The organism is Roseibium sp., from assembly GCF_048261595.1.
Taxonomy (GTDB): Bacteria; Pseudomonadota; Alphaproteobacteria; order Rhizobiales; family Stappiaceae; genus Roseibium.
Genome location: NZ_JBLXFW010000001.1, coordinates 106,395 through 124,182, shown reverse-complemented (window position 1 = coordinate 124,182; position 17,788 = coordinate 106,395). Strand labels below are relative to the sequence as shown.

General features: G+C 59.5%; 15 protein-coding genes. 6 read left to right on the top strand and 9 right to left on the bottom strand.

Going from position 1 to position 17,788, the window contains the following annotated elements; all coding sequences use genetic code 11:
- The first annotated feature begins 173 nt into the window (after positions 1 to 173).
- The 5 genes from ACN0SY_RS00580 to mazG all read left to right on the top strand — a co-directional run bounded on the left by ACN0SY_RS00580 (position 174) and on the right by mazG (position 4,677).
- Entirely contained in the window at positions 174 to 989 is an 816-nt protein-coding gene (locus ACN0SY_RS00580) for an ABC transporter ATP-binding protein (protein WP_417683817.1), read from the top strand.
- Positions 982 to 1,542, top strand: a complete 561-nt coding sequence (locus tag ACN0SY_RS00575; RefSeq protein WP_417683816.1) for a hypothetical protein — start codon at positions 982 to 984, stop codon at positions 1,540 to 1,542. The genes ACN0SY_RS00580 and ACN0SY_RS00575 overlap by 8 nt, the downstream gene beginning before the upstream one ends.
- Positions 1,539 to 2,462: an ABC transporter permease gene (locus tag ACN0SY_RS00570; protein WP_417683815.1), complete on the top strand. Its 924-nt coding sequence runs from the start codon at positions 1,539 to 1,541 to the stop codon at positions 2,460 to 2,462. Before ACN0SY_RS00575 ends, ACN0SY_RS00570 begins: the two co-directional genes overlap by 4 nt.
- The gene (locus tag ACN0SY_RS00565) at positions 2,459 to 3,598 is read left to right on the top strand and encodes an ABC transporter permease (protein WP_417683814.1); all 1,140 of its coding nucleotides are present in this window, start codon (positions 2,459 to 2,461) and stop codon (positions 3,596 to 3,598) included. The genes ACN0SY_RS00570 and ACN0SY_RS00565 overlap by 4 nt, the downstream gene beginning before the upstream one ends.
- A 251-nt stretch (positions 3,599 to 3,849) precedes the next feature.
- On the top strand, positions 3,850 to 4,677 hold the full coding sequence (gene mazG, locus ACN0SY_RS00560) for a nucleoside triphosphate pyrophosphohydrolase (protein WP_417683813.1): 828 nt from the start codon (positions 3,850 to 3,852) through the stop codon (positions 4,675 to 4,677).
- A 21-nt stretch (positions 4,678 to 4,698) separates the two neighbouring features.
- Here the strand turns inward: mazG and hflX are convergent, their stop codons facing one another.
- The 9 genes from hflX to dusB all read right to left on the bottom strand — a co-directional run bounded on the left by hflX (position 4,699) and on the right by dusB (position 16,347).
- A complete protein-coding gene (gene hflX, locus ACN0SY_RS00555) occupies positions 4,699 to 5,985 on the bottom strand; it encodes a GTPase HflX (protein ID WP_417683812.1) in 1,287 nt (428 codons plus the stop codon).
- A 90-nt stretch (positions 5,986 to 6,075) separates the two neighbouring features.
- A complete protein-coding gene (gene hfq / locus ACN0SY_RS00550) occupies positions 6,076 to 6,336 on the bottom strand; it encodes an RNA chaperone Hfq (protein ID WP_417685826.1) in 261 nt (86 codons plus the stop codon).
- A 186-nt stretch (positions 6,337 to 6,522) separates the two neighbouring features.
- Entirely contained in the window at positions 6,523 to 7,386 is an 864-nt protein-coding gene (locus ACN0SY_RS00545; protein ID WP_417683811.1) for a D-amino-acid transaminase, read from the bottom strand.
- A 156-nt stretch (positions 7,387 to 7,542) separates the two neighbouring features.
- Positions 7,543 to 8,919 carry a Trk system potassium transporter TrkA gene (gene trkA, locus ACN0SY_RS00540; protein ID WP_417683810.1) on the bottom strand — a complete coding sequence of 459 codons (1,377 nt, stop codon included), beginning with the start codon at positions 8,917 to 8,919 and terminating at the stop codon, positions 7,543 to 7,545.
- Positions 8,920 to 8,969: 50 nt separating this feature from the next.
- Positions 8,970 to 10,337 (bottom strand): sigma-54-dependent transcriptional regulator, encoded by a 1,368-nt coding sequence (locus ACN0SY_RS00535; protein WP_417683809.1) that lies wholly within the window; start codon positions 10,335 to 10,337, stop codon positions 8,970 to 8,972.
- Positions 10,327 to 12,567, bottom strand: a complete 2,241-nt coding sequence (locus ACN0SY_RS00530; RefSeq protein ID WP_417683808.1) for an ATP-binding protein — start codon at positions 12,565 to 12,567, stop codon at positions 10,327 to 10,329. Before ACN0SY_RS00530 ends, ACN0SY_RS00535 begins: the two co-directional genes overlap by 11 nt.
- Before the next feature lie 176 nt (positions 12,568 to 12,743).
- Positions 12,744 to 14,183 carry a nitrogen regulation protein NR(I) gene (gene ntrC / locus ACN0SY_RS00525; protein ID WP_417683807.1) on the bottom strand — a complete coding sequence of 480 codons (1,440 nt, stop codon included), beginning with the start codon at positions 14,181 to 14,183 and terminating at the stop codon, positions 12,744 to 12,746.
- Positions 14,184 to 14,185: 2 nt separating this feature from the next.
- Complete coding sequence (locus ACN0SY_RS00520) at positions 14,186 to 15,325, bottom strand: two-component system sensor histidine kinase NtrB (protein ID WP_417683806.1); 1,140 nt, start codon at positions 15,323 to 15,325, stop codon at positions 14,186 to 14,188.
- Positions 15,322 to 16,347: a tRNA dihydrouridine synthase DusB gene (gene dusB / locus ACN0SY_RS00515; RefSeq protein WP_417683805.1), complete on the bottom strand. Its 1,026-nt coding sequence runs from the start codon at positions 16,345 to 16,347 to the stop codon at positions 15,322 to 15,324. The genes ACN0SY_RS00520 and dusB overlap by 4 nt, the downstream gene beginning before the upstream one ends.
- A 176-nt stretch (positions 16,348 to 16,523) precedes the next feature.
- Between dusB and ACN0SY_RS00510 the strand changes: the two genes are divergently transcribed.
- On the top strand, positions 16,524 to 17,786 hold the full coding sequence (locus ACN0SY_RS00510; protein WP_417683804.1) for a bifunctional 2-C-methyl-D-erythritol 4-phosphate cytidylyltransferase/2-C-methyl-D-erythritol 2,4-cyclodiphosphate synthase: 1,263 nt from the start codon (positions 16,524 to 16,526) through the stop codon (positions 17,784 to 17,786).
- The last annotated feature ends 2 nt before the right edge of the window (positions 17,787 to 17,788 follow it).

The window sequence follows — 17,788 nt, the reverse complement described above, 5'->3', positions numbered from 1 at the left end:
AACAGTCGCTGTTTCCCCTCTCCCATCGGGAGAGGGAACTTGTCCGGACAACGTAACTGGTTGTGCCTTCTCCCCTTGGGAGAAGGTGGCCCGAAGGGCCCGATGAGGGGTGACAGCCGCTTAATTTCCCGCCAAAACGACATGAAAACATTTTTAGGGGCGATGTGACAACCATGAGCCAAACGGCCACAGCACTGGCGGACAAAAACTCAAAGTCCGTAATCGACATCGACAAACTGTCGCTTACGTTCCAGACCAATGACGGCCCGGTCCATGCCCTGTCCGATATCGACCTCAAGATCGAGGAAGGCGACTTCGTGTCGTTCATCGGACCGTCCGGCTGCGGCAAGACCACCCTGCTCCGCGTCATCGCCGATCTCGAACAGCCGACTGGCGGCACCATTACGGTCAATGGCGTGTCGCCCCAGGAAGCCCGCCTGAACCGTTCCTACGGCTATGTCTTTCAAGCTGCCGCGCTCTATCCCTGGCGCACGATCGAGAAGAACGTCGCCCTGCCCCTCGAGATCATGGGGCTCAGCAAGGCCGAGCAACAACAGCGCATCGCCAAGAACATGGATCTGGTGAACCTCGCCGGCTTTGAGAAAAAGTATCCGTGGCAGCTCTCCGGTGGCATGCAGCAGCGCGCATCAATTGCCCGCGCCCTAGCGGTCGAACCGGATCTTCTTCTGATGGACGAGCCGTTCGGCGCGCTGGATGAAATTGTCCGCGATCACCTGAATGACCAGCTGCACCAGCTTTGGGACAAGACCAACAAGACGGTCGTCTTCGTCACTCACTCGATCCCGGAAGCGGTCTATCTGTCGACCAAGATCGTCGTTCTCTGCCCCCGCCCCGGACGCATCTACGACGTCATCGAAAGCGATCTGCCCCGCAACCGCACCCTCGACATGCGCGAAAGCCCGGAGTTCCTGAAGATCGCCCACCGCGTCCGCGAAGGTCTGGCTGCAGGGCATGCCTACGATGACTGACAAAACCAGAGACCCAATTTCTTCTTACTTTAACGGACTCCGTATCCAGGAAGGAAATGGGGAACTTAAAATTGTATCAACCGGCTGCAGAGCCATTTATCGCAAAATAATGGGGATCGGCTCATTGGCATTCATGATATTCTTTTCCGCAGAAATCATGACACATGAGTTTTCCTCCCAGGCTTTCGCGACATTTTTCTATTTGACGACGTTTGCGTTCCTTGTTTGGGCGATTCTCATGTTTCATTGGGCTTTCTTCGGGTATGAAAAACTACAATTCCGTGCAGGTGTGCTGTCGAGAGAAAACAATGTCGGATCGCGGAAGTCTGTAAAATCTTGGTCCTTTGATAAAATTCGAGACGTTCAAATCGTAGGCCATACGTTCTATAGTATTAGTTTGGCTAGTCACCTTCCACTGCTGGACCATGGTCGAATATCTATCCGACTTGATGATGGATCGGTGCGTTTTGGCGATATGTTGGACGCAGCAACTGCCGAAATGATTGTGAAAACGATAACGACTTTTCTTGGACCTGAGAGGGCATCAGCATGACTGACGCCGCCCTCTCCTCGCCCCGCAGCCTCAACCCCTTCGCCAGGCTGATGGCTGGTACAACCGGCCCGGTCATTGTCGTCGTCGCGGCACTGATTGCCATCTGGTACCTGTCGGCGGTGATCCTCAATACGCCGTTCCAGCGCGACACCTATGAGCGAGCAGGACAGACCGATGTGCCGATGAGCCAGCTCATCACCGATACGCTGGTTCAGGAACGTCCCGTTCTGCCGGCACCGCATCAGGTGATCACGGAAATCTACCAGACCACCGTGCTGAAGAAGGTCACATCGAAGCGCTCGCTCGTCTATCACACGTGGATCACCCTCTCGACGACCCTGCTCGGCTTCGTCATCGGCACGCTGCTCGGCATCCTGCTGGCCGTCGGCATCGTGCACTCCCGGGTCCTCGACAAGTCTCTGATGCCATGGGTGATCTCGTCCCAGACCATCCCGATCCTGGCAATCGCGCCGATGATCATCGTGGTCCTGAACGCGGTCGGCATCTCCGGCCTGCTGCCCAAGGCAATGATCTCGACCTACCTTTCGTTCTTCCCCGTGACCGTCGGCATGGTGAAGGGGCTGCGTTCGCCCGAAGTCATTCACATGGACCTGATGCATACCTATTCGGCGACGCGCCTACAGGCGTTCTGGAAATTGCGCCTGCCCTACGCCGTTCCCTATCTCTTCACCTCCATGAAGATCGGCATGGCCGCGTCTCTCGTCGGCGCCATTGTCGGCGAACTGCCGACCGGAGCCGTTGCCGGTCTCGGCGCGCGCCTGCTGGCAGGGTCGTACTATGGCCAGACGGTACAGATCTGGTCGGCGCTGATCATGGCCGCGCTGCTCGCCGGCTCGCTCGTCGCCCTGATTGGTCTCATTGAAAAACTGGTTCTCAAGCGCATGGGGATGGCCCAATGATCGCCCGCTCCAACCGCCCGCGCGGCAATGCGCTGATCCTATCGCTCGTCATCGTCGTTACCAGCCTTGCCAGTCTTCTCGGCGATGCCTTCGGCATGGCATTCCCGGTCGCTGACGTTCCGAGATTGACGCTCTCCGCGGTCCTTCTGTGCGTGGTAGGCGCGGCCTTCGCGCTCGGCTTCCTGCACAAGTTGACCGGCGATCTCGTCATCCTGGGGACCTCCCTCTTTGCCGCCTATGCCCTGACTTTCACCGGTGCCCAGCATCAAGGCGAGGCGACATCCGGCTTCTGGCTCCTGGTTATTTCCGCGTGGGCCTGTGGGTGGCTGTTCGTCGAGCGCCTTGCCCAATGGAACCTGGTGGGCGTATCGGCGCAGCGTGCGATCAATCTCGCCATCCCGCTCCTCTTCGGCGTCTGGCTGTTGATCCTCTGGCAGCTCATCGTCATCGGATTTGGTATCCCGAAGGTTTTGCTTCCGGCGCCCTCCGAAATCTGGGTCCGCCTGACGGGCTCTGTGCCGACTCTATGGGCCGACTTCCAGCAAACCTTCATGAAGGCCGTTCTGATCGGCTATGTCATGGGCTGCGGTTCGGGATTTGTGATCGCGATCCTGGTCGACCGGGTGCCGTTCCTGCGCCGAGGGCTGCTGCCGATCGGTAATCTGGTCTCGGCCCTGCCGATCATCGGCGTTGCCCCGATCATGGTCATGTGGTTCGGCTTCGACTGGCCGTCCAAGGCGGCTGTCGTCATCATCATGACCTTCTTCCCAATGCTGGTGAACACGGTTTCCGGCCTTGCCGCCTCTGACGCCATGCAGCAGGACCTGATGCGCACCTATGCGGCCGGATACTGGCAGACCCTCTTCAAGCTGCGCTTGCCCATGGCGATGCCGTTCATCTTCAACGCCCTGAAGATCAACTCCACCCTCGCCCTCATCGGCGCCATCGTGGCGGAATTCTTCGGAACTCCCATCGTCGGAATGGGCTTCCGTATCTCGACGGAAGTCGGGCGCATGAACGTGGACATGGTCTGGGCCGAGATCGCGGTTGCAGCCCTTGCCGGTTCGCTGTTCTACGGGCTTGTAGCCTTGGCGGAAAAGGCCGTCACCTTCTGGCATCCTTCCCAGAGGGCGTAGTACCCGCGCCTTTGCAGTCCCGGCCCTGCGCCGGGACCAACTCTTGAATTTGCTAAGGCCCCGACTCAAGGCCGGGGCGGCGTTGATGGTTGGGCGTCCGCTGCGGCTCTTACATTTGTCATCCCGGACGAAGCGCAGAGAAGATCCGGGACCCAGTACCCCCGGCGCTTCAGATGTGCCATAGAACCAACCAAGATGTTTACTGGATCCCAGCTTTCGCTGGGATGACAATCCAACAAGCAGGACCATCCATGAAACCCGGCCGCGACATTTCCCGTCTTATCGAGATCATGGCTGAGCTGAGGACGCCTGTGACCGGCTGTCCCTGGGATCTGGAACAGGACTTTGCCTCCATCGCCCCCTACACCATCGAGGAGGCCTATGAGGTCGCCGAGGCCATCCACCAGGGGGACATGGGCGAGCTGCGCGAGGAACTGGGCGACCTGCTGTTGCAGGTGGTCTACCACTCCCGCATGGCAGAGGAAGAGGCCCACTTCGACTTTGGGGACGTCGTCGAGGCGATCACGAAGAAGATGATCCGCCGCCATCCGCATGTCTTTGGTGACGAGCACGGCATCAAGCATGATTTGGTCAAGGGGCTGTGGGAAAAGATCAAGGCCGAGGAGCGCGCGGAAAAGAAGGCCCGCCGGGAAGCACAGGGACTGCCGGAGGAGGCGAAGGGTTTCCTGGACGATGTGCCGAGCGCCTTTCCTGCCCTTCAGGAAGCCGACAAGCTGCAGCGCCGCGCCTCAAAGGTTGGCTTCGACTGGAACGACGCACGGCTGGTGCTGGAAAAGATCCGCGAAGAAACCCACGAACTTGAAGAAGAGCTCTCTCACACATCTCCGGACAAGGCGCGTATCCAGGACGAGCTGGGCGATACGCTGTTCGCCCTCGCCAATCTCGCCCGTCACCTCGACATCGATCCCGAAGAAGCCTTGCGCCAGACAAACCGCAAGTTCCGCACCCGGTTCGCAGCCATCGAAGACCATGCAAGGGCGACAGACACGACGCTTGAGGCCATGACGCTCGATGAGATGGAGGCGGCCTGGCAGGCAGCCAAGAAGCCACGGACTTAGAAAGCCGGCCCTTCTTTCGTCCTACTTCAGGAGATAAGGCGCAAAGCGCTCTCGGAACGGGCCGCGCTGCTTGTCCGTTACCCTCACCTCCGCCTCGACAAACTCTTCGCCATCGCGGCGCTCAAGCACTTCACTGACCTGATAGAGCTTGGCCAGCAACGCGCCCTCGGCGACGGGCACCCGCACCGAGAACGTATCATCGTGCTGCGCCATGAAGGCGTCGATCCGATTGTAGAGCTGATCGATCCCCTCTCCGGTCAACGCTGAAAGCGCCACCGGCCCTTCACCTTTTTGCTCTGCGAGAAGTTTTTCCCGGTAGAGCGGGTCTAGATTGTCGATCTTGTTCCAGACCTCGACAATGGGTGCGCCTGTCTGCGGGTTGACGCCGAGCTCATCGAGCGTCTTCTTCACATCCTCGGCCTGGGCATCCGTATCGGGGTGCGAGATATCTCGCACATGCAGGATGAGATCGGCTTCGAGAACCTCTTCGAGAGTTGCGCGGAAGGCCGCAACGAGATGGGTCGGTAGGTCGGAGATGAACCCCACGGTGTCCGACAGGATCACTTCCCGGCCATGCGGCAGCTTGATCTTACGTAAAGTCGGATCGAGCGTTGCGAACAGCAGATCCTTGGCAAAGACATCCGCCTCGGTCATCCGGTTGAACAGCGTCGACTTTCCAGCGTTTGTATAGCCGACGAGCGCGACGACCGGTTGCGGGATCTTCTTGCGCTTCTTGCGGTGAAGGTCCCGGGTCCGGCGAACGCTCTCCAGCTGCTTCTGAAGCGCGATGATCCGGTCCTGAATCTGGCGCCTGTCGGCCTCGATCTGGGTTTCGCCGGGACCGCCCATGAAGCCGACACCGCCGCGCTGGCGCTCAAGGTGTGTCCACGAGCGCACGAGTCGGCTCTTCTGCCAGGTCAGATGCGCAAGGTCGACCTGAAGCCGGCCTTCCTTGGTCCGCGCGCGATCGCCGAAGATTTCCAGGATCAGACCGGTGCGGTCGATCACCTTGGTCTTCAGCCGGCGTTCGAGATTTCGTTGCTGGATAGGGGTCAGCGGATGGTCGACAACAACGAGATCCATCTCGTCGGCGGCAACCATGCCTGCAAGTTCATCAACCTTGCCGTCGCCGAACAGGGTGGCCGGGCGGGGGTTATTGACCTTTACGACAGCGGAAAACAGAATCTCGAGATTGATCGCAGCGCTCAGGCCGACAGCTTCTTCCAGTCTGGCCTCGGGACTGCGGTTCGTGCGCAGATCACCGTCCGTCCCCTCACGACGATGCGTCAGGACGGGTTCGAGAATCATCGCCCTGTAGGGCTGCGGACGCCGGTCTATTCCTTGATCACCGGCGCCTTTGGATTTGGATGCGTCGTCTCCGAAAGAGCGGGAAGCCAATCAGCTACCTGCCTTTTCGCTGCCTTCTTCACCCGGCTCAAACAACTGAACCGGACCATTCGGCATGATCGTCGAAATCGCGTGCTTGTAGACGAGTTGAGAATGCCCGTCCCGGCGTAGAAGAACGCAGAAATTGTCAAACCAGGTCACGACGCCCTGGAGCTTGACGCCATTGATCAGAAAAATCGTGAGCGGAGTCTTTTGCTTACGAACGTGATTTAAAAATGTGTCTTGCAGATTTTGAGCGCGATCAGCCATCAGTCTTTTTATCCTGTTTTCGCCGAGTGCGGCCGGGCACCCGGAGATTTTGAAATACCGCTGTCATGAGGCCATAAACACAAACGCTTCCGCCTCGAACAGCCTGCCCTACTTTAATTCCAACAGCATGTAGCGCGCTCATAGACGCGCCGCCTGCCGCAAAGCCCGAATTTGAGCCGCTTCGGATCGTCAAACTGCCATGAAATCTGTAGCAGTATGAAACAGCTCACGCAATCGCGTCGCTGTCGATCCCGGATGCCCATTGCCCACAACCGTATCATCAATTCTTACAACCGGCATGACAAGGGTCGATGCCGCCGTTACGAACGCTTCCCGCGCTTGCTTGGCTTCGTCCACAGAAAAGGCGCGCTCTTCAAAAGCGAGACCCTCGCGGGCAATGAGGTCGAGAACCACTGCACGGGTAATACCGCGCAAAATGCCGCCCTCGGCAGGTCGAGTTAACAGTACTCCGTCCTTGGAGACAATCCATGCGTTCGTCGAACCGCCCTCCGTCACCATACCGTTTACGTCAACGTACCAGGCTTCCTTGCTGCCACGTTCCCGCGCTTCCTGCTTGGCAAGAACATTCGGCAGCAAAGCAACCGTCTTTATGTCGACCCTCGGCCACCGGTTCTCCGGATAGGTGATGACGGAAATCCCCTTGCTCGCCGCCTCCTCTGCGGCCGCCGGGCTCGTCGAGCGAGCGGTCACGACGATTGATGGCGCAACATCGTCTGTGGGGAAGAAATGATCGCGGCGTGCCACTCCGCGTGTAACCTGGATGTACACCATGCCGTTGCGCACCCTGTTCCGGCGCACGACCTCGCGAATGACGAATTCCACCGCGGCACGGGACATCGGCCAATCGATGCGTAGCTCTCTCAAGGAGCGACCGAGCCTGTCAAAGTGCCGCGGCATATCCACCACATTGCCCTGCCAGACCTCACAAACCTCATAGACGCCGTCAGCGAACTGATAGCCGCGATCCTCGACATGGACCGCCGCATCCTTGTGCGGCACATATTGACCGTTGACGTAGGCGATCCTGCTCATGAATTTCCTCTGGATACGCAATGGTTCCGCTGCGACAGGCACATTCCGGCCCGGTCGCGCGCATGCTCATGGCTGCCTGTCGCCGAGCTGCAGGCAGACGATCCTTGACTGCAATTCAAACGGGACGCAAGGCCCCTTTTTCGGGTTTCCGTCCGATCAGAAGAAATCGAGGCTTACCCGGAACATCTGCTCGACCTGGCGCACCCGGTCAGCCACCGCGAAGATCACGATCCGGTCCTGCGCCTCGATCTGCAACCCGCCGTTGGGCGTGATCACCTTGCCATCCCGGAAGACAGCGCCGATCCGTATACCGGACGGAAGATCGATGTCGCGAAGCGGCCGGCCAACCAGTGGCGAGGTTTCGAGCGCCTCGGCTTCCACCACTTCGGCAGCCCCGTTCTGGAGGGAATGAACCCCGCGAATACGGCCGCGGCGCACATGCTGCAGGATCTTCGAAATCGTCACAGCACGCGGATTGATGAAGGCATCGATCCCCAGTGCGTGTGCGAACGCCGGGTAGCTGGGATTGTTCAAAAGCGACAGGTTCCGTCGGCAACCCAGCTTCTTGGCCATGACCGAGGAAAGAATGTTCACTTCGTCATCGTTGGTGAGCGCCACCATCGTATCGGCGGTCCCGACATCGGCTTCGTCCAGAATATGCTGGTCCAGTGCGCTGCCATGAAGGATCACACATCGCTTCAACTCATCGGCAATTGAGACGGCACGGTCGCGAGACGCCTCGATCAACTTGATACGTGTGTTGCTCTGGCGCTTTTCGAGAGCGCGCGCGACGTAGAGCCCGATATTGCCGCCGCCTGCGATCACAACGCGGCTAGCTTCGGGCTCCTCGTGACCGAAGATGCTGAGCGTGCGGCGGACCTGGTCGCGTCGCGCCACCACGTACGCAAGGTCACCGACCAGAAGGGAATCGGAGCTCTTGGGTACGAACAGCTTGTTGTTTCTGAATACCCCGACGACGACGGCGCCAAGATCCGGGAACAGCTCCGTCAACTGCCTCAATGGCGTGTCGACAACGGGACAATCTTCCTCGCAGACGATCCCGACCGTTACAATCTCATCGTCCGCGAAACGGACCGTCTCAACCGCGCCGGGAAGTGCAAGGCGCCGCAGCACCATCTCTCCGACCTCGATCTCCGGCGAGATGATCACGTCGATCGGCATGTTCTCGCGCGAAAACAGGCTCTGCCAATGCGGCTGCAGATAGCTCTGGGCACGGATACGCGCGACTTTCGTGGGAACATTGAACAGCGAATGCGCGACCTGACAGGCAACCATGTTCACCTCGTCATATAGAGTGACGGCGATGATCATGTCTGCTTCTTCCGCGCCGGCCTGGGCCAGTACGTCAGGGTGCGCACCGTGGCCGACGAAGCCGCGTACATCCAGCTGGTCACCGATGGCGTTGATCAGCTTCGGCGATGAATCGATGACCGAGACGTCGTTCTGTTCGGCGGCAAGGCGCTCAGCGATGCCGTATCCAACCTGGCCTGCGCCACAAATGACGACTTTCATGCATCAAACCCTTCAGGACTGTTCCCTGTCTCAATAGCAGAGGCAGGGGCTCAGGACAGCCCCAATGTCTTCAGTTTACGGTGCAGCGCCGATCGTTCCATACCGACGAACTCGGCCGTGCGGGAGATATTGCCGTCGAAACGCTTGATCTGGGCCTGCAGATAGTCACGCTCGAAAATCTCGCGCGCTTCGCGAAGCGGAACCGACATCAAATGCTCGCCGCCCCCTGAAGTCGGCAGGTTTGGCAGCATCGCTCCGACCTCCGAGGGCAGGAGATCGGCCGTAATCACGCTGTCAGGTTCGCCGCGCGCGAGAATAAGCAAACGTTCGACATTGTTTTTCAGCTGACGAATGTTGCCCGGCCAGTCGTGGGTCTGAAGGACCGCCATGGCGTCGTCGCCAATCGGGCGCAGCGGAATGCCGGACGAAACCGATATCTGGTTCATGAAATGGGACACCAGCACGGGAACGTCTTCGCGCCGCTCGGCCAAGCCGGGAACACGCAGGGGCACAACGCCGAGCCGGTGATAGAGGTCCTGGCGAAACCGGCCGTTGGAAATTTCGTCTTCAAGATTCTTCGCAGTCGACGACAGGATACGGATATCAACCTGTACCTTGTTGGCGCCGCCGACGCGGGTAAAGCTCTGCTCAACGAGCACCCGAAGGATCTTGCCCTGCGTTTCAGACGGCATGTCACCGACTTCATCAAGATAAAGCGTGCCGCCGTGGGCTTCTTCCAGAGCTCCGACCTTGCGCAGGTTGCCTGCCTCGTCCTCGATCCCGAAGAGTTCCTCCTCCATCCGCTCCGGCGTGATCGTTGCGGCATTGATCACGACGAAGGGGCTCTTGGCGCGTGGCGACATGTCGTGGATCATGCGCGCGGCAAGTTCCTTGCCTGACCCTGACGGCCCCGAAATCAGGATACGGCTGTTCGTGCCGGCAACCTTGAGGATCGTTTGCCGAAGCTGGTTCGCAGCGCTCGATTCACCGACGATGCCGCTCGCCTCTCCGCTCCGCTCCTTGAGGACCTTGACCTCGCGGCGCAGGCTGGACGCTTCCAGGGCGCGTTCAACGATATGGATCAGCCGATCTGTCTTGAACGGTTTTTCAATGTAGTCATAGGCACCGCGCTTGATCGCGGAGACCGCCGTTTCAACGTTGCCGTGGCCGGAAATGATCACGACCGGCAAATCCGGGTCGGTATCCTTGATGACATCCAGCACCGCCAGGCCGTCAAGCCGGCTGCCCTGGAGCCAGATATCAAGGATCACCAGCGACGGCCGGCGCTCCTTGATGGCGGCAATCGCCGTATCGCTGTCACGTGCCGTCCTCGTGCCGTATCCCTCATCGTCAAGGATGCCGGCGATCATTTCGCGGATATCGGCTTCGTCGTCTACTACGAGAATATCATGCGCCATTTTCGGTCACTGTCTTTTCGTTGTCCGTTTCGTCGATATCGCCGGAGTTTGTGGCCATGGTCAGGCGCACCAGCGTTCCCTGCGCTCCCCCTGGAGCATCCAGAAGTTCAATGTTTCCGCCATGGTCTTCCATGATCTTGCGGACGATGGCGAGGCCGAGGCCTGTCCCCTTCTCGCGGGTCGTCATGTATGGCTCCAGAAGGCGTTGCCGGTTTTCCTGCGGAAGTCCGACACCGTTGTCCGTGACGTCGATCACAATCTTGTCCGGTCCCGGATACAACCCAACGGAAATTTCGCCCGGCGGAAGGTCCTCCCCCTCGCGGCCGGAGATTGCCTCAGCCGCGTTCTTGATGACGTTGGTCAGCGCCTGACCGAGAAGCCGGCCGTCATAGATGGCTTCAACCGCGCCCTCCGGCAGCTGCGTGGAGATCTTGATGTCGGGGTTGCCGACGGTCTGCATGAAGGCCGCTTCGCGCACGGTGTTGCGCAAGTCCGCTCTTGACTTGTTGGGCTTGCGCATGCGTGCGAACGACGAGAACTCGTCCACCATCTGCCCGATGTCGCCCACCTGACGGATGATGGTGTCGATGCACTGGTCGAACACGGAACGGTCGTCCTCGATCTTCTTGCCGTATCGGCGGCGTATCCGCTCGGCGGAAAGCTGGATCGGGGTCAGCGGGTTCTTGATTTCATGCGCGATACGCCGCGCCACATCGGCCCAGGCAGAGTTGCGTTGGGCAGATACCAGGTCAGTGATGTCATCAAGGGTCACAACATAGCCGTGCTCACGGCGCGTAGACTGTTCGCTCGTCAGCCGAACGCTGACGATCCGCTGCCGGCCGTGAAGCGCCAACTCCAACTGCGTCTCCTGGAAGCGCTCCGTATCCTTCTGAATGGCCTGGCCGATGAACTCTGCAAGCTCTGGAACCACCTCAACGAGCGGCTGCCCGAGCAATGAAATCTCCTCTACCTGGAGAAGGTCCTGTGCCGACCGGTTCACCAGCGAGATCGAACCTCCGTCGTCAATACCAATGACGCCCGTGGAGACCCCAGACAGCACCGCCTCGTTGAAACGCCTGCGGCGATCGATCTGCTCATTTGCAGCCAAAAGCGCATCACGCTGGCCCAGCAACTGCCCCGTCATCTTGTTGAAGGTAGCGCCGAGGTTTGCCAGATCCCCTTCGGACTGACTTGTCTCGACCTTGACTGCGAGATTGCCTTGCGAGACCTCATCCGCCGCCGAGATCAGCGTCCGGATTGGCGAAACAAGCCTGTTTGCAAAGCCGAAGCCGATCCAGATCGCAGAGAGCAACAGAATGAGGGCAACGCCAAGATAGACAAGGGCGAAGGCAACCTGGACGCCGAACCGGCTGCTCTCAAGTTCCCGGTACTCCAGCGCCCCGTCCTCGGCAAGGCGCTGGTATTCCACCACACGCGCATCCATCGAGCGGACGACGTAGAGATAAAAATCGTCATAGGCCGACAGCTTCATGACGCCGCCGACAAGACTCGACTTGCCGGGTGCAATCAGGACCGGTTCGCCTTGGCGAGCCTTTTCGAAACTGTCCAGCGGGGGGAGCAGGATATTCGTTCGCGGATCGAGGATGACCCGAGTGATCACCGTGTTGTCCGGCTTCATGATGAAAGCCGCAAGCAAGCCACGCACCGAGGCCTGCGCGCTGAAGAAGCCGTCAAAGCGGGTGGGTTCGAAATCATAGACCGCCCTGGCGCGATCCACATCGCTTGCCATCGCAAGAAGATCACCGCGCAGCACACGCGCATGCTCCTGGAGATAGGCCTGCGCGACAGTCAGCGCGTTGTCAATTATCTGCCGGGTCCGGTCCTCGAACCAGCGGTCGAGGCCACGATCAAGCGTGAACGTTGCGAGGATCGCCATCATCAGCGCCGGAACGGCCGCAACGATACTGAAGAGCGTAACGATCCGAACATGCAGCCGCGCCGCGGCCCTGCCCTTTCGGCGGGCATTCAGGAGCTTGGTGATTTCCCAGACGATGGCTGCGATCAGGCAACTTGCAAGGACACCGTTGACGCCCATTGCGATCAGCACGACATTCCGGGTCGGGGCAATTGAGGTCAGACCGGTCAGAATGAAAAACGTGACCGCGATCGACAGCAACGCGACGAGCATGATGGCGAGGCCAAGCCGCCGCCCGAGCCGCCATTCCGAAACCCGTGCCGTTCCCGTTTCCTGAGAAATTCCTAGGATCATAACCCCTCGAGTGCAGCGTCTCGCATCCTCTCCGCCGCAAGGACTGCGACGAACTGCGGCACACTTACCACAGAATGTTGCGAAAATGCGACAATGGCAGCGCTACCAAGGGGTGTCTACAGACAAGGCGGGATCCCGCCTTGTCGTTGCGGCAGATTTCGTTGGAAAACCGTCATCTAGCGCGATGAGCGCATCACCTGGATATCGAGGTCCCGAATCTTCTTGCGCAAGGTGTTGCGGTTTACGCCCAAGAGCTCGGCCGCCTTGATCTGGTTGCCACGGGTTGCAGCTAACGCTGCACTGATGAGCGGATACTCCACTTCGCGAAGGATACGGTGATAGAGCCCGGGAGGCGGAAGGGCATCGCCGTAGTTGTCGAAGTATCCATTCAGATACCGCTCGACCGACCCTCCGAGGTTGATCGCTTCGCCGCTCTCCTCTTCCAGCGGCGAGACGGCCGGCTGGCTGAGTTCCTGCTCCAGCATCACCTCGCCGATCACATCCTGCGGATAGAGAGCGGCAAGGCGGCGAACCAGATTTTCAAGCTCGCGCACGTTACCCGGCCAGCGATAGCGACGCAGCAGGTTGAGAGCAGCCTGGTCGACCTGCTTGGGCGGCAACCCCTCCTTCTCGGCCAATGAGAAGAAGTGACGAACCAGATCCGGAATGTCCTCGACGCGTTCACGCAGCGGTGGGAGCCGGATAGGGACAACATTCAGGCGGAAATAAAGATCCTCGCGGAACAGCCCCTGGTTGATCAGTTGCCGCAGATCCTTGTTGGTCGCAGCGACGATCCGGACATCTGTCTTGATCGGTGTACGCCCCCCGACCGTCGTGTATTCGCCCTGCTGCAGAACGCGCAGAAGGCGCGTTTGGGCTTCCATCGGCATGTCGCCGATTTCATCAAGGAACAGAGTGCCGCCATCAGCCTGTTCGAAGCGGCCTGAACTGCGGTGTTGAGCACCAGTGAAGGCACCCTTCTCATGGCCGAAGAGTTCCGCCTCGATCAAGTCACGCGGGATTGCGGCCATGTTGATGGCGACAAACGGACCGTTTCGGCGCTTGCCATAATCATGCAGCGCACGCGCTACCAGTTCCTTGCCGGTTCCAGACTCACCGTTGATCATGACCGTCAGATCGGTCTGCATCAGGCGCGCCAGGACGCGGTAGATCTCCTGCATGGCGGGAGAGCGGCCGACCAGAGGCATGCCCTCGCCCATGTCATCGATTTCGGCTGGCCGGCGAACCTTTGGCTCTTCCAGGGCACGGCTGACGATGTTGGTGAGTTCCTTCAGGTCGAACGGCTTGGGGAGGTATTCGTATGCCCCCTTTTCCGAGGCCTTGATCGCGGTCATGAAGGTGTTCTGGGCACTCATCACAATGACCGGCAGGTCCGGGCGAAGCTTCTTGATCCGCGGAAGGACGTCGAAGATATTCTCGTCCGGCATGACAACGTCGGTAATGACCAGGTCGCCATCGCCCGAACTCACCCAACGCCAAAGTGTCGTGGCGTTGGAGGTCAGACGAACCGTATACCCGGCCCGCGATAACGCCTGATTGAGAACTGTACGGATCGCCGCGTCGTCATCGGCTACCAGAATTGTGCCTGTCGGCATGATCATACTGTCCTGTCGCTGGAGGGAGCCTCAGGTTCAACAAAAGCCGGCATCAATATCCGGAAAACCGTTCTTCTTGGCTGGCTGTCGCATTCGATAACGCCGCCATGGTCACCGATGATCTTTGCAACAAGTGCAAGGCCCAGCCCGGAGCCATTCGTCTTTGTCGTGATGAAGGGTTCGAACAGGTGCGGCACCAGATCATCGGGTACGCCCGGACCATTGTCCTGGACGCAAAATTCAAGCGGTAGGGAGACGCGCTCCTCCGTACCGGGCACCGAAAGCCGGATCCCCGGACGGAACGCCGTCGTGATCCGGATTTCGCCATCCGGATCGTCGCCGATCGCCTCGCTCGCATTCTTGATGAGATTGAGAAACACCTGGATCAGCTGGTCCTTGTTGGCAAAGACTGGCGGCAAGGATGGGTCATAGGCCTCGATGATACGCTTGTTGCGCGCAAAACCGCTGTCAGCCAGCCGTTTGACGTGATCCAGAACCACGTGAATATTCACCGGTTCACGCTCGATCGGACGTTCGTCGGAGAAGACTTCCATCCGGTCGACAAGCTTTACGATCCGGTCTGTCTCGTCGGTGATCAGGCGTGTAAGTGCCCGGTCATCATCGGGAACGGATTGTTCGAGCAACTGCGCGGCGCCGCGAATGCCAGACAACGGGTTCTTGATCTCGTGGGCAAGCATCGCGGCCAGACCGGTAACCGTGCGCGCGGCGCCACGAGAGGTCAGCTGCCTGTCGATCTTCTCGGCCATCGTGCGTTCCTGGAACATCAGGACGACGGCACCGGGGCGCTCGGTGACCGGGGATGCATTTATATCGACAACCTTGGGCGCACCGATACGCGGAGAGCCGATATCGACCTTGTACTCATTCACTGCGGCGCCTCGTTCGCGCACCTGCTCTATCAGTGTGAGCAAGGGACTGCCGAAGGGAACGAAATAGTCGATCGGGTGCCGACGCAGCAGAGAGATGCTCGAACGCATGAAGATCTCTGCAGCACTGTTGGCGGTCTCGATTACCCCATCCGGGGCAACGAGAAGCACCGGATGCGGCAAGGCATCGAGGATCGTTGGACCATCGTTGGCAAGCGCGGCGATCCGGCCTCCAGATAGCGCGTCAGGCGTCATGCAGCACTCCGATCGGAATAGGACGAAAACCAGTCTTCCGCGAACTTCATGACTTCGGCGGGCTTACTGGATGTGAGAATGGTCTTGCGGACGGCGGCAGGCACTCCGGCCTCCGCCCCGGTCTGGTCGAGGTACCAGCCCATGTGCTTGCGCGCGATGCGAATACCACCCCGCTCGCCATAGTGGCTGAGGATTTCCTCGTAATGCGACAGAACGAGATCACAGAATTCGCTGCCCTCGGGGGCCGAGGCACGCACGCCGGTCTCAAGATACCGGCCGACATGACCCGGCAACCAGGGACAGCCATAGGCGCCGCGACCGATCATGACGGCGTCCGCCCCGGAAGCCTCGAGCATCCGCTCCGCATCCTCAAAGCCGCAGCAGTCGCCGTTTGCGATGACGGGAACATTCACGGCCTCAACCACGGCACGAATCGCGGACCAGTTGGCCTTGCCCTTGTAGAACTGGTTGCGAGTGCGCCCGTGCACCGTAACGAGTTGAACCCCGGCACGCTCGGCGCGCTGGGCCAGCTCTGGTGCATTGATGGAACTCTCGTCCCATCCAAGGCGCATCTTGAGCGTCACGGGGATATCGACCGCTTGCACGGTCGCCTCGATCAATGTCAACGCGTGATCGAGATCGCGCATCAGGGCAGAGCCGGAGTAGCCGGAAGTGACCTTTTTCGCAGGACAGCCCATATTGATGTCGATGACATCGGCACCGGCGCCGGCAATCACCTTCGCCGCTTCGCCCATGTATCGTGCTTCACGGCCGGCAAGCTGTACCACATGCAGACCATCATCCTGAGCCTCGGCACGCATCTGAGTTTCGGCATCGCCGCGCACAAAGGATTCGCAGGCGACCATCTCGCTAACAACCATGCCGGCACCATACCGTGCGGCAATCCTGCGGAACGGCAGGTCGCTGACACCGGACATCGGAGCAAGCACCGCCCGGCAAGGCAGTTCCTTGTCGCCGATCCTCAGGCGTTCGGGGAAGCGGGCAATCGCCAATTTGCTCATTACCTGTGCAGATTAAAACCTGCCTATATCGTAACCATTTTTTGCGGTGCGACAAGGACCAATTTCGTCAAACCACACCGAAAGGATTGAGGCGCCTGACATATTCGGCACAACAAACGGTACCGGAGATTGAAAAACCGAAGTAGAAGATCCTGAAATCGAGGATCTGACTGAACATGACCAAATCAGTGGCAGCCATTATCGTTGCAGGAGGCCGGGGAACGCGCCTGTCCGGTGAAACGGCCGCACTGCCGAAGCAATATCTGGAACTCGGCCGCTCAACCGTACTGACCCGCACGGTTGATCGTTTCCTGTCCAATCCGGGCATAGCTTATGTACTTGTCGTTCGCCATCGCGACGACGAAACACTGTGTAGCGAAGCGCTGGCCAAATGCGCAACCGGACACACTGCCACACTCCTGACACCGGTTTCGGGCGGCATGACCCGTCAAATATCGGTCCGCAATGGGCTGAAGGCGCTGGCATCACTGGCACCTGATCTCGTTCTGATCCACGATGCTGCAAGGCCCTTCGTCGACGACGCAACGATAAACCTGGTCATTCACCAGCTATCAGAGGAAGGCTGCGTCGCATCACTTGCTGCTGCCCCCGTATTTGACACCCTAAAGCGCGTCGATGACCGAGGCGGCCTGACCACGGTTGACCGGACAGGCCTTTGGGCCGCACAAACACCCCAGGGTTTCGACTACAGATCCATTACAAAAGCGCACCTCGACGCGGAAGCCGCAGGACGGGATGACTTCACGGACGACACCGCAATTGCGGAATGGGCCGGTCTGCCCGTTGCGATTGCCGAGAGCACACCTGAGAATTTCAAGATTACGACACAGTCGGACCTGATCCGCGCACGCAAGAGATTGAGAATGACCGCACCGGAGCAAACACCCCCTTCCGAAAATGATCGTCCCCGCCTTTCGGCGCTGGGCGACGTCCGCACCGGGACCGGATATGACGTTCACGCGTTTGAGGCCGGTGACGCAGTCATCCTCGGAGGTGTCGCCATCCCGCACAACCGCAAACTCAAGGGCCACTCCGACGCCGACGTCGTACTCCACGCAATCACAGATGCCGTACTCGGTGCGATCGCCGACGGTGACATCGGGCACCACTTCCCGCCTTCCGATCCGAAATGGAAAGGGGCGGCGTCCGACCAGTTTCTCCAATACGCCATCGAGCGGGTAAGCGGCCTGGGTGGCCGGATTGCCCACATCGATGCGACCATCATCTGTGAGGCACCGAAAATCGGCCCGCACCGTGACGCGATCAGAGAATCGATTGCCGCGATCTGCGACGTCCCCGTCGGGCGCGTTTCGGTCAAGGCGACAACCTCCGAGCGTCTCGGGTTTACCGGCCGCAAGGAAGGCATCGCCGCCATGGCAGCGGTTACCATCCGCCTCCCCTTTTCAGACGAGGAGTGACC

Excerpts from the sequence above, each read along its gene's own strand:
- ACN0SY_RS00580 (WP_417683817.1), top strand. The coding sequence starts at position 174 with ATGAGCCAAACGGCCACAGCACTGGCGGACAAAAACTCAAAGTCCGTA.
- ACN0SY_RS00575 (WP_417683816.1), top strand. The coding sequence starts at position 982 with ATGACTGACAAAACCAGAGACCCAATTTCTTCTTACTTTAACGGACTC.
- ACN0SY_RS00570 (WP_417683815.1), top strand. The coding sequence starts at position 1,539 with ATGACTGACGCCGCCCTCTCCTCGCCCCGCAGCCTCAACCCCTTCGCC.
- ACN0SY_RS00565 (WP_417683814.1), top strand. The coding sequence starts at position 2,459 with ATGATCGCCCGCTCCAACCGCCCGCGCGGCAATGCGCTGATCCTATCG.
- mazG (WP_417683813.1), top strand. The coding sequence starts at position 3,850 with ATGAAACCCGGCCGCGACATTTCCCGTCTTATCGAGATCATGGCTGAG.
- hflX (WP_417683812.1), bottom strand. The coding sequence starts at position 5,985 with ATGATTCTCGAACCCGTCCTGACGCATCGTCGTGAGGGGACGGACGGT.
- ACN0SY_RS00545 (WP_417683811.1), bottom strand. The coding sequence starts at position 7,386 with ATGAGCAGGATCGCCTACGTCAACGGTCAATATGTGCCGCACAAGGAT.
- trkA (WP_417683810.1), bottom strand. The coding sequence starts at position 8,919 with ATGAAAGTCGTCATTTGTGGCGCAGGCCAGGTTGGATACGGCATCGCT.
- ACN0SY_RS00535 (WP_417683809.1), bottom strand. The coding sequence starts at position 10,337 with ATGGCGCATGATATTCTCGTAGTAGACGACGAAGCCGATATCCGCGAA.
- ACN0SY_RS00530 (WP_417683808.1), bottom strand. The coding sequence starts at position 12,567 with ATGATCCTAGGAATTTCTCAGGAAACGGGAACGGCACGGGTTTCGGAA.
- ntrC (WP_417683807.1), bottom strand. The coding sequence starts at position 14,183 with ATGCCGACAGGCACAATTCTGGTAGCCGATGACGACGCGGCGATCCGT.
- ACN0SY_RS00520 (WP_417683806.1), bottom strand. The coding sequence starts at position 15,325 with ATGACGCCTGACGCGCTATCTGGAGGCCGGATCGCCGCGCTTGCCAAC.
- dusB (WP_417683805.1), bottom strand. The coding sequence starts at position 16,347 with ATGAGCAAATTGGCGATTGCCCGCTTCCCCGAACGCCTGAGGATCGGC.
- ACN0SY_RS00510 (WP_417683804.1), top strand. The coding sequence starts at position 16,524 with ATGACCAAATCAGTGGCAGCCATTATCGTTGCAGGAGGCCGGGGAACG.